Genomic DNA, 12,069 nt, shown 5'->3' with positions numbered 1-12,069 from the left:
GGATGATATTTCATGAATCGGACGGATCGTTTATTAGCTATATTAATTGAATTACAAAGAAAACAAACCGTTACAGCACAAAGCTTAGCTGAAAAATTTGAGACAAGTATACGCACTATTTATCGAGATATGGACGCACTCAGCGAATCCGGCGTTCCCATTTTTTCAATGCCTGGTCACGGCTATTCATTAATGGATGGTTATTTCTTGCCACCCATTCAGCTTACGCCAGAAGAGGCCGTTACTCTTTTATTGGGCGGTGATTATATTGAGAAAGCTTTCACCTCTTCTTTTTCTGTACATGCGCAATCAGCAAAAGAGAAACTTGAGATAGTCCTCCCTACTGATCAACAAAAGAAAATTGAGGAATTGCGAGGAACTTTCCGTTTCCTTTCTCCTATATTTTCAAACCAGCAAGCCGAGCAAGAAAAACTAGAGAGCCAATTTTTCTTGTTACAAGAAGCTATTCAAAGAGAGCAATCTATCTCTTTTTCGTATCGTAAACCGAGAGAAACTACAAAAACAAAACGTACCGTTCATCCTTACGGTTTAGTCAACATTTCAGGAATTTGGTACATCGTTGCTCATTGTTTACTTCGAAAACAAATACGTAATTTTCGTTTAGACCGTATGGATACATTACAGCAAGAACAAGAATTTTTTACAAAACCGAAGGACTTTTCTTTACAAGACTATCAACCTGAAAACAATCGAACTGTTACGATCCATTTATTATTCCCATCCCATATTGCACATAAAATTGTTGAGTCACGATACTTTTTTATAGATTCATACAAGCATAAAGATAATGGTTTTCATGTCTTTTTGAAATCAAGAAGTATAGATGAAGTATTTCAATGGGTATTAAGCTGGGGGAGCCAAGTGCAAGTACTAGAACCAAAAATTCTTTCTGAGAAAATATATGATGAAGTAAAAAAAATGTTAAAACTTTAATTTTTTTATTTTACTACTGACATAATGTTGTCAGTAGCCCTCCTTTATTGTAGGTATTAACAAATACATTTTCTTAAAAAGGGGATAATAATATGAACAAATTTGAGGATTTAGCAACGTATTACATAGAGGAATTAGAAAAATACTCTCTCGAACAATTTAGAACGAAACCTTCTACAGAAGAATGGTCTCTTGGTCAAATGTATAATCATTTACTTTCGGCTACATATATGCAGTTAGATGCAATCGAGAAATGTAAAACTGAAACACCATCTGTAGCTAACAAAAAAACGGATATGGGTGAAAAAGTATATATAATGGGGGCTTTTCCTGACATACAAATAAAAGTGCCAGATCATCCGGGATATACACCCGAAAATCCAACTAACAAAGAAGAAGTACAAGAACGTTTTCTGGAATTAATTACAGTTGTTAAAGACATTGAGCCAACACTTACTTCTATTCCTAATGATTGTAAAGTAGAGCACCCTGGACTTGGTTACTTAAATACGGCAGAGTGGTTCCAGCTCATTTCTATGCATTTTGCACATCATCTTCGTCAGAAAGAACGATTGGATCACAGTATTTCATAATTTACCATAAAGAATGAAAGAAGGTGGTTTGGCACATAGCCAAACCACCTTTCTTCATACAAATGAATAAAAATATAATCCAATATACTTTTATTGTAATTTAGATATTTCTTGCATAAATCCAGATATGCTTGCTAATGCACTAGTAAAAACGAAAAGCACAATAATGAGAGTGACAAGTTTATTTTCATTTAAATTCGTAATTGTTTTTAAGCCTATTCCTAATAAAACGTAATACCAAATATTAAATATATCTATCCTTTGAGCGATTGCATGTAAAACCATATTATCTGTTGCTATCGCACCTAAACTTGTATAGGACAACTCATATCCACCAAGGGAGAACGCAATCAATCCGTTTAAAAGCATCCCTAATTTTAATACAAAAGATGCATAGATAATGATAGGAAATGTTTCCTTGTAGTTAATATCGACTCCAAAAAAAATCATAATGTTTTTATAGAATATAGGCGCAAAAAATATAGCTACTATTCCACTTACTGTAGAAATTCCAAATGAAGTAAAGAAAGTTATGTATTTTGGAACAGTAAATCCAGTTTTATCATGAAACATACTAAGTGCAGGGTTATGTAAAGAATTCCAGGAAATTAAGGCGCTTGAAATGATAATAAGTAAAATTAAAAGAGTTAATGGGAGGAATATATTTCTTTGATTCCTCATCCTTTTGAATTGTAATGTCGGTGAAGTGAAAATCCCAAAAACCGATGGCTTCCTCGAAAATTCTTCATGCATAAGACTGCTAGCTTGCAAGACAATCCCTCCTTTATCGCTACATTCATCATTTTAATACAGCAAAGATATGAAAACAGGTTCTTACACAATTAGAGCTCTCTATAACATCTCCCACCTCGTCCACTCTTCCCTCGCATTCACACTATAAATATTGTCTTCTCTGTCCATAAACCCATGTATAACAAATTCTCTTCTTATCGTACAAAAATCATCATGATACTGTTTTACGAACGCATTAATTTCTTCTTCTGTATATTGGTTTCCAGCACCCAGCTTTCTAATCAAATGTTCCAATAAGACTAACTTTTTCTTTTTTTGACCTGGAATCGATTTTAAGCGGTCCTCTTTATCAAAAAAGTTGCGAATGGTCGTATCACGAAATTTCATTTGGCTTTCGGTCATTTCGTTCTCCTCCATCAGTTTTTATATTATTAAACTTTACCGTTTTTCTTTATTCTTTTACTTAAAAAATCAATAAAGTAATATCCACCAATTAAAATATAATAGGTTACAATCATTCCCACTATGTCTTTCATACTCGTATATTCTTTTTTATGAAACAAAATCGGAGATAGTGTATAAACTAAGAAGCAGACTAGCGGATATATGATGAAATAGAAGCGAGATTTTTGTCTCATACTATCAACTCCCCTGTAATATGATTCTATTCAAATTGTTGTGATTCCTTTCTTTCGTTTAGGCTAAACATAAAATATAGTAAAATTAAGGAAAAGATGCTCTTTGGAAAGTAAGAACCATTCTGAATAATATTCGAAAGACCATACACCAAATATGCAATGTTACATATTTGGTGTATGGTCTTTCTTGCTATAATAATATCCATATAGATTGTATTTTAAATAAAAAAGGATTATATGCAATGAATCAAATTTTAGAGGATGCAAAACAACTATTACATCATGAAGAAAATATTTTATCCACTTTAAGATGTTCACTTACTGGCTATATTATTACACATAATGTCCCTCGTTCCGGAGTGTTACTTGCCACTAATAGGAGGGTTATTTTTTATGGACAATCATTCAAATGTTGTAAAAATGCATTGATTGTGGAATTTGAATATAAAAAAATTCTATCCATAGAGACGAAAAGAACATTCTTTGATAAAAAACTAATATTTTACTATGAAGACGAATATATAACGGTGGGCCAAATTTTAAGCTCGAATATTGAGGGTTTTTTAAATGTAATACAGAGAAAAAGAATTCAATAAAGTGAAACTTTAATCCGTGGGGGATTTTGTTCATCCCCCACGGATTATTAGCCTACACCAATTGGGATTTTACGGAATAAAATACTTTTCATCTAAAAGAGAAGTACAGTTCACCTTTCTTACAACTGTATTTCTCTTTCATTTTTACTTCTCTCATCCACACTTCTCTTAATTTACTTATCACTCTCATTCCTGTAACCTATTATTCAAATTGAAAAATTTTATATGGAAAATTATGTTACAATTAACTTATACATATTTTGGAGGGAAAATAGTGAAAAAAGCTATTATAGTATTAAGCATCCTATATCTTATTTTAACCGTACATACGGGAGCTGTTCTTTTAGGAAAAGAAGATTATAGAGGTGCTATCAATACATTAAAAGAAACGAAGGAGGTCTCTTCATTTCAATCTGCAAAAGACGGTGTGATTTTATTAAAAGGAACATTAACTACCGCGCAACCTATTACAGAGGAAAAACTTCAAAATAAAGAATTTGCACTTCTTGAAATTAATACGTATAAACGACGAAAAGCAAATTGGAAAAACATTGATACCGAGCAGCATATTGCAAAGCAGCTCTTACTAAACAATGAGGCTCTTCCTGCATTAAAAGAAATCCGTTTTTCGATGGAACCAATTACACTGTCAGGAAAAGATATTTCCACCGAAGATTACTCACTAAAAAAGGATGATACTCAATTAACAATTAAAGGTAAAGGATACCGATATACAGGAATAGAAAACAAATCAGACACTCTTATTTTTGGTATAAAAAAAGGAGATACACTTGAAGGGTATAGTGGTTCTGAAATTCTAATAGGAAAAACAAAAGAGGACATTGCCAGCAACATGAAACTATATACTTTTGCTGAAAGATATGGTCCATTTGTTTGGATTGTAGCTACTATTATCCTTATAAGTATTGTTATATACTTGTTCCGTAAAAATAGAAAAACAAATAAAATTTCTCATCCAATAAAACAAGACCAATAAAAAAGGCACCATTTCGGTGCCTTTTTTATATTTCTTATTTATGCTTCAATCGATTGATTTTCAGCAATATTTTTAAATTGTCGTTTGTGCATCCAAGTTAATGAAGCAATTGTTCCAAGTGATAATAAAACGATAAAGATCATGAGTATCCCAATATTTTGCCACATGAAGTTAAAGTCTCCACTTGATACGACTGCTTTCAATCCTGATACCGAGTATGTCATCGGTAACCAAGCATTAAATGGTTGTAAATACTTCGGAATCAACTCTAGCGGGAATGTTCCAGCACTTGTTGTAAGCTGAATAATTAATGTGATGATGGCGATGAAACGCCCTGCATCACCGAATGCTGTTACTAAACATTGAATTAATGAAATAAACGCTAAACTCGTAACAATACTAAAGAGTATGAAGTATGGAATACTTTGTACTTCTACACCTAACCAGAACAGTAATATGACATCTGCTACTATTGCTTGAATAATACCGACTGATAGTAAAACACCAAACTTACTAATAAACCAGCTGAATCCTGATTTCGGAACGCCAACTGTATCGCGTAATGGGTATACGATAGATAATAGTAATGCCCCAACGAATAAACCGAGTGATAAGAAATATGGTGTGAATCCTGTTCCGTAGTTTGGAACTTCCGCCATTTTCTCCGTCTTCACTTTTACTGGGCTTGCAAACATATCATACGTTTTATCCGTTCCTTTTACTTCTCCTGTTTTTTCTGCACCTTCACCAAGTTTTTCAGCCAGTGTACCTGAACCATCGTTTACTTTTACGAGGCCATCTGTCACTTTTCCAGATCCGTCTGTTAGTTTATTTACTCCGTCGATTAGTTGGGTTGAGCCAGTTGACATTTTATTTAGCCCACCATTTAGAGTACCTAAGCCAGTTGTTACTTGACCCGATCCATCCGCTAATTTCGTTATTCCGCCTGTCATTTGACTTGCTCCTACAGATAATGTACCTAAACCGCCTGTTACTTTGCTTGAGCCATCCGCTAATTGCGTTACTCCATCAATTAATTGACCTGACCCGTTATTTAATTTATCTACACCTACTTTGGCATTACTTAATCCTGCACCAAATCCATGAAATTCACTTACAAATTCGTTTTGCGCATTCCGTAATTTCTCAATACCATCCGTTAAAGATTGCAATTTCGCTGTATTCGGTAGTTTGTTTTGCGCATCACTTGTTGTTTGAGTTATTTCACCTTTTAATTGTTTTACTTCTTCATTTAATTTATTTGTTCCACCTGCTACTCCAATAGCTTTCTGCTGAACTGTCGCTGTACTTTTCGCCGCATTTGTTATATATGGTTGTAACTGCTCTTGATATTCTTTTGGTAAACTCTCGATTTGCTTTTGCAAATTCGCTACATCTTGCGCTGCAGTTTTTGCATCTCCTGCTGCTGATTGAGTAAATTCATTTAACTGATTTACGTTTTCTTCAGCTCCGTTCATTTTCTCATTTACAGTATTTAATATAGAAGGAACTTTCGCCTGCATTTCCTCTAAACCTGCAACAGAATGCTTCACTGTACTGTTTAAATCTTGCAAACCCTTTTCAATTTTTTGAGAACCTTCTTCTAATTGACTTTGTCCTCCAACAAGCTTTTCCATACCATTTGCTAATTCATTCGTTCCTGTTTTTAATTCACCTGATTTATTTGCTAATGTATTCAAACCATCGGTTACTTTCTGAGATCCATCTTGTAATTTCCCTATACCAGTCTGTATCTCACCTGTTTTACTATTCAATGTATTTAAACCTGCTGTTACTTTTCCGGACCCATCTTGTAATTTATTAGAGCCATCTGCTAATTTCTGAACTCCATCTTTCATCTCACCAGATTTCCCTTGAAGTGTATGCAGTCCATCCGTCACTTTACTTGATCCATCATGCAACTCACTAGCTCCGTCATGTAACTTATTTGCTCCGTCCGCTCCATCTGCTAATCCTTTTGAGACGTCTTTAATGGAATCAAACATTTTCTCTGCATATGTTTTCGTTAACGTGCTTGATACTTCACTTTTAATTTTTCCAATGGCTGTTCCGCCAATTTGTGAAGATAAGAAGTTTAAACTTTCATTTGGAATATATTCTAAGTTTAATGGTTTCGGATCATCTTGTAATAACGTTGTAGCGTTACTTGAGAAGTCATCTGGAATACGTACTAACATGTAATACTTTCTGCCTTCCATTCCCTCTTTCGCTTCTTTTTCACTTACAAACTCCCATTTAAAACTTTTATTATCTTTTAAATTATCAACGAGCCCTTTCCCGACTTCAATCGGTTTCCCATCAAATACTGCACCTTTATCTAAATTGACTACCGCAACTGGTAAGTCATCTAGCTGTTCATACGGATCCCAAAAGGCCCATAAAAACATACCCGCATATAAAATTGGTACAAATAAAACCGCAATGATTGGGATTAATATTTTTTTACTTTTTATAATCTCTGCAAATTCTTTACTAAGCAACTTATGCCATTTCATAATTTATCCCCCTTTTTAAAAATGACCAAAATGTCAATTTAGTCATTTTTACCCAAATAAAAAGGCTATATCTGTTCATACATATGCCTTATCCCCGAATTTATACTATGCACATTTTCATCTACTTGATTATAATATTTAACCACCCTCTTCACACATTTGACCAATTCGGTCAATTAGTCATTTTTTATAATATTAAAAGGATTATCTTAATTTGACAATCCTTTTAGTAAATAAAGTTCGAATAATTCTGAGATTTTTTCTTTTTCTAACGGTTCATGATTTTTTTCCCAATCAAAAATAAGCGATACGTATAGGCGAAGCATAATAAACGCTGTAATTTCTGGATCACATTTGCTAATCTCACCTTTTTCAATCGCAATCTCTAAATACGATTGGATGACAGAAATGATTTCCACATCTACTTGTTGCATCACTTCTTGTACTTCTTTCGTTCCCATATCACGCTCTTCTTGAATTAGTTTAATCATGAGCTGATGTTCTTTTCTAAATTCTAATATGCTGTATAATGCTCTATGTACATTTTCAAAAAATGAAATATCTGAACGAATTGCATTTTCTGCAACTTGCTTCATTTCTGTAATTAAATTAGAAATAATTTCGCCAAATAGTTCTTCTTTATTTTTGAAAAAAGTATAAATTGTTCCTTTTCCTACATTCGCTAACTTCGCAACTTGATCCATCGTCGTTGCTTTATAACCGAATGCTGAAAAAGACTTTGTTGCAGCTTCAATAATAGAACGTTTTCGATCTATCGCCACATCGTCACCTCCAAAAATGACCAATTGGATAATATAGTCAATCAGTACATCTTTGATATTACCACACGCTTACATTCTATACAAGTTCTCTTTTTTATTATTTCCAGTATAAAAAATTCCAGTCAATCTATATAATACTGTCATAGTGTATCAGAAAAAAAGGGGAAAGGAAAAGATGTTCTTCAGATATAATTTTTATGAAGACCTTTTTCTTATTTCAGCGTAGAAAGCGTAATTTTGTCTAAACTAAAATTCAATATGTCTTCTCTTTTCAATCTGACAATCTTCTACAGTTAAACCTTACTTCACAACAACAAAATCCCTCTTTCTCTAATAAACAAATAAAAAAACAAGAAAATGTTTACAATTAATAGTAATATAGAAAATAGACAAGTTTATCAAAATAGTGGAGGCTTTTTTAGTCATGATGCGTGCGCTTCGTTTAAATATAAAGCAAGCTTTTTGTAATCGTGTTTCTTTAATTATTATGTTTAGTGGATTCGTTCTTATTTGTATTTATCATTATTATTATGTAATTCGTTATTTAGGAGATGCTGCGAATGGACCTATATCAACGGATATTAAATGGATTGGATTTCGTGGCAATGAAATGGATGTTTATTTATTATTAATGCCAGTTATTGCGAGCCTTCCCTTTAGTACAAGTTACAACTCGGATAAATCAGATGGTTTTAAACCGTTTGTCAGTAAAGAAATTTCTATATTTCCTTATTCAGTAATGAAATATATCGTTACATTTTTTTGCGGAGGAACTCTTTATACGTTTCCATTCATCTTATCATTATTATTTTGCAAATTAACCATTCCAGACGGAGAACCGACGGCTGGTTCAGGCATTATAAATGATAACGGGATGTTCGCAAACTTATATTCCGATACTCCCATCACTTACATTACTGTATATATCGGAATTAATTTTTTATTTGCAGGTTTAATGGCTCTTTTAGGACTTGCTGCATCTGCATGGTCACAAAAAGATTATATGGCGCTTCTATTTCCATTTGCAACTACCGCCATTCCTTACATCCTGCTAAATACGATATTCCCTACAATAGGCGGGGCACCTATTCATTTATATGATCCAAAGCAACCGCTGCATGGCATGTCACCATATATTTTAACAATACAATGTACCTTCTTCCTCCTCGTTAGCTTATTCATGTATATACAAGGAGTAAAGCGCGATAGAAAAAAATATAGAAGAAGACTGCAAAGAAGAGATCGGTGTAGAAAAGCGTTTCAAGCATAAAAAACCTAATTTCCACATTTTATCTTGGAAATTAGGTTTTTTATTCATTTACGGCGTACCAGCCACCCCCCATAAAATAACAACCGCCGCAAAATAAATTGCTTTAGTACCTACAACTAAACATAATGAAATAATTGCATATTTACTCAATTCTCTTCTTGCTCCTATTAAAGTAAAAATGACTGCCAAACTAAATGTTATATAAGACCTTGCTGTATTTATTAGGTTATACGTAATATCTAAATTCTGTGTAAGTCCTGTTATCTCCGCTATAAACTGAATCATGACGATACTACTAAAAAAGATTGCGATTTGATTCATTAATTTCCCACTTATTAACGCTTGCATCTTTAGCCCCTCTTAAGAAAACTAAATATTCAATTAATTTTATCGCCATATTACAAAAAAAGGAATTCTATCTTCATAATTATATGACGATGTAAAAACAAAAAAGAACGCTTAGATACCTAAGCGTTCCCCTACTTTAAGAAGCCTTCTTCAAATCAATTTGAGCAAGTACTGGATCGTGGTCACTTACACGTCCATGTTCTTTCATAATGTTTGAGTTTAAGTGTACTGGGTCTACAATTGTGTGCTGTACAATGTTATTTGTTACTAAAATATGATCTAGCACTTGTGCGTTACCTTCATGAATGTACGTGTAGCGGTTTTCTTTCGGCACTGTGTTTAACATATCTTTTAATATCGTTCCTTGCAGTGCTTCTAGTGGCTTAGAGAACTCGAAATCGTTCATATCACCTAATACAACAACTGGTGCATTCGTATTCCTTTTCTGAATACCTTGTACGACTTGATTCACTTCTTGTGCTAATTGAACTCGTTTTTCTTCACTCTTTAATACAAGCGGCTGCACTTTTCCAAATGGTGTTGCATCTCCTAGTTTTGAGTTTAAGTGATTTGCGATAACAACAACGTTTTGTCCTTGGAACGTAAATTCTGCTGCTAACGGTTTACGTGTACTTTCAAATAATGAATTTTCATCTCCAATACGAACTACATTTTTATCTAGTAACTTTGGTACTGCTGCTAATTTCACACGTGATGGATTATAGAAGAAACCGACACGAATGTTCGCCCCTGGTGCTCCTCCATCTTGATTATTGTTCGGAGCAATTTCTACATATTCATATTTCGGTCCACGTATTTCTAATACTGCATCAATTACACGCTTTGCGCTTAAAGAAGCATCTGTTGTACCGTCATTAATTGATCCATTATTATCTTGCATCTCTTGGACGCCGATAATATCAGGCATTTTCAAGTTATATTTAATAGAATAAGCTAACGCTTTTACTTTTTCGTCCGTTGTTTCTTTTTTGTTCGCTGAGAAGTTTTCAATATTGTATGTAGCAACTGTTAACTTATCAAGACGCGGCTGAATATTTGCCCCTACTTGCTTAAATCCACCGTCCACTACAGATGGTAATTCCGTTACTGGCGAAATGCGGAACGCACCATAGTCATATCCTACTACTCCAGTTATATCCCCAGTGAACGTATCGCCTACTTTCGCGACATAATCACGAGGTACCTTAACAGAAAGACGCTCTGGGTTTAATTGCTCTTTATCTAATAGCGGTGTGCCATACTTCGTTATAACTTTATCCCCACCGTTTTTTACTGTTACATATAAGTTACCATTTTTCTGAGGAGCGATAATTTTTGGTGTTGGCATCGTAACGCGCATACCTTCTATACTTTCATAAAAATCAATTGCATCTTCGTTCGGGTCAAATAGACCAAATCCATCATTATCAATAATTTGATCTGGGATTTTCACTCCGTTTTCTCCAAGTACAATCGGTGCTGGTAAAGGTTGATCTTTTGCGATTACAGCAACGCGACTCGCTTTAATTTCTGTCGTCGTTAAGTCCGTTTCAAAACGTTCTGCGTATCCAGGTCCAACATATTCTTCTACTGCTCCATCAACTTGAATAAGATCTCCTACCGCTACATTCGCATCTTTTTTGTATACGTAAATACCTTCTGAAGTAGCTGGATCATTATCCGGCTGATTATCTTCTATATAAAAACCATTTTTATCAAGCGCTGTGACAACGCCTTCCACATTGTTTACTTTCTTCCCGTTGTAAGGAGAAATATGGGATTTCCCTTGAATATCATGAATACGAACTGGTTCATTTGTTACGATTAGAAATGAAAATGTTGAAATCGCTGAAGAAGTAAGCCCTTCTTTTTCTGCGATTGCTTTCACTACACTATTTTCATTCATTATAATTTGTCCGTTATAACGAACGCTTTTGTTTGTAGGATTAGAGCCATCTAACGTATAGTAGATTGTTGCTCCTTCTGTATTCGTTGTTAATGTTACCGCTGTTCCTTTCGCAACTTCCCCGCCATTTGGTGAAGCCACTACATCGCTAACACGGTTTTGTTCTTCTCCGTAAAACTTATGAGCTGTTACTGATTTTAAACCTGGGCTACCGAAATATAATTCAAGCGTCCCTGTTAAGCTAACTTTCTTCCCGATATTTTCAGGATGATCTTTCACATTTACAGCCAATCTCACATCGCCTTTTGGCAACTGAACAGGCATGATTTTGTCTGGATTCGTTTCGTTTGGCGAATCGGCAATTGCCACATTTGTGTCGTCAAACTTAGCCGGATCTTTCGTGTATTTAGAAGGACTTTGCGTATACCCAACGATATATCCTTCCACTATTCCCTTCGTTTTCCCTTGCTGCTTAAATACTTGAATTGCTTTTTCTACTGACATAGAAGTAGTTTCTTCCGCCTGCGCTAAAGTTCCAGTAAATGAAAACAATAGCAAGAATGATATAAAAACACTTAACAATTTCTTCACAGCCATTTTCCTCTCCCTAATTCATATTTTCTCAGCATTTCTATCATATCAAATGATTCGTTATATAGAACTATATTTCGACAACTTTTACACAAAATTCATCTAATTTACAAGTTTTCAAACTA

Annotated in this window: 12 protein-coding genes; 5 read left to right on the top strand and 7 right to left on the bottom strand. The window is 34.2% G+C overall.

Going from position 1 to position 12,069, the window contains the following annotated elements; all coding sequences use genetic code 11:
• Nucleotides 1–12 precede the first annotated feature (12 nt).
• Complete coding sequence (locus ACFVQC_RS10185) at nucleotides 13–954, top strand: helix-turn-helix transcriptional regulator (RefSeq protein ID WP_377898285.1); 942 nt, start codon at nucleotides 13–15, stop codon at nucleotides 952–954.
• 92 nt (nucleotides 955–1,046) lie between these two features.
• Nucleotides 1,047–1,547, top strand: a complete 501-nt coding sequence (locus ACFVQC_RS10180; RefSeq protein ID WP_377898284.1) for a DinB family protein — start codon at nucleotides 1,047–1,049, stop codon at nucleotides 1,545–1,547.
• Between the two features lie 90 nt (nucleotides 1,548–1,637).
• On the opposite strand, the gene yknW is transcribed toward ACFVQC_RS10180, so the two are convergent.
• The 3 genes from yknW to ACFVQC_RS10165 form a co-directional block, all read right to left on the bottom strand.
• Nucleotides 1,638–2,318: a YknW family membrane protein gene (gene yknW / locus ACFVQC_RS10175; protein WP_377898283.1), complete on the bottom strand. Its 681-nt coding sequence runs from the start codon at nucleotides 2,316–2,318 to the stop codon at nucleotides 1,638–1,640.
• 81 nt (nucleotides 2,319–2,399) lie between these two features.
• Complete coding sequence (locus ACFVQC_RS10170) at nucleotides 2,400–2,702, bottom strand: DUF2087 domain-containing protein (RefSeq protein ID WP_377898282.1); 303 nt, start codon at nucleotides 2,700–2,702, stop codon at nucleotides 2,400–2,402.
• 29 nt (nucleotides 2,703–2,731) lie between these two features.
• The gene (locus ACFVQC_RS10165) at nucleotides 2,732–2,938 is read right to left on the bottom strand and encodes a hypothetical protein (RefSeq protein WP_002125823.1); all 207 of its coding nucleotides are present in this window, start codon (nucleotides 2,936–2,938) and stop codon (nucleotides 2,732–2,734) included.
• A 242-nt stretch (nucleotides 2,939–3,180) separates the two neighbouring features.
• On the opposite strand from ACFVQC_RS10165, the gene ACFVQC_RS10160 reads away from it, so the two are divergent.
• On the top strand, nucleotides 3,181–3,534 hold the full coding sequence (locus ACFVQC_RS10160; RefSeq protein ID WP_002150013.1) for a PH domain-containing protein: 354 nt from the start codon (nucleotides 3,181–3,183) through the stop codon (nucleotides 3,532–3,534).
• Nucleotides 3,535–3,769: 235 nt separating this feature from the next.
• Nucleotides 3,770–4,531 (top strand): hypothetical protein, encoded by a 762-nt coding sequence (locus ACFVQC_RS10155; protein WP_377894238.1) that lies wholly within the window; start codon nucleotides 3,770–3,772, stop codon nucleotides 4,529–4,531.
• 38 nt (nucleotides 4,532–4,569) lie between these two features.
• Here ACFVQC_RS10155 and ACFVQC_RS10150 read toward each other — a convergent pair whose 3' ends face one another.
• Nucleotides 4,570–7,047: a YhgE/Pip family protein gene (locus ACFVQC_RS10150; protein WP_377898281.1), complete on the bottom strand. Its 2,478-nt coding sequence runs from the start codon at nucleotides 7,045–7,047 to the stop codon at nucleotides 4,570–4,572.
• Between the two features lie 209 nt (nucleotides 7,048–7,256).
• Complete coding sequence (locus tag ACFVQC_RS10145) at nucleotides 7,257–7,829, bottom strand: TetR/AcrR family transcriptional regulator (protein ID WP_088077914.1); 573 nt, start codon at nucleotides 7,827–7,829, stop codon at nucleotides 7,257–7,259.
• 424 nt (nucleotides 7,830–8,253) lie between these two features.
• On the opposite strand from ACFVQC_RS10145, the gene ACFVQC_RS10140 reads away from it, so the two are divergent.
• Nucleotides 8,254–9,099 (top strand): hypothetical protein, encoded by an 846-nt coding sequence (locus ACFVQC_RS10140; protein WP_377898280.1) that lies wholly within the window; start codon nucleotides 8,254–8,256, stop codon nucleotides 9,097–9,099.
• A 48-nt stretch (nucleotides 9,100–9,147) separates the two neighbouring features.
• Here ACFVQC_RS10140 and ACFVQC_RS10135 read toward each other — a convergent pair whose 3' ends face one another.
• Both ACFVQC_RS10135 and ACFVQC_RS10130 read right to left on the bottom strand, forming a co-directional pair.
• Complete coding sequence (locus ACFVQC_RS10135; protein WP_377898279.1) at nucleotides 9,148–9,447, bottom strand: hypothetical protein; 300 nt, start codon at nucleotides 9,445–9,447, stop codon at nucleotides 9,148–9,150.
• Between the two features lie 136 nt (nucleotides 9,448–9,583).
• Nucleotides 9,584–11,950, bottom strand: a complete 2,367-nt coding sequence (locus tag ACFVQC_RS10130) for a DUF6359 domain-containing protein (RefSeq protein ID WP_377898278.1) — start codon at nucleotides 11,948–11,950, stop codon at nucleotides 9,584–9,586.
• Nucleotides 11,951–12,069 lie beyond the last annotated feature (119 nt).

The organism is Bacillus sp. NPDC057893 (assembly GCF_042796455.1).
GTDB lineage: Bacteria > Bacillota > Bacilli > Bacillales > Bacillaceae_G > Bacillus_A.
The sequence above is the reverse complement of the archived record's forward strand: the minus strand, read 5'-3'. Positions and strand labels throughout refer to the sequence as shown.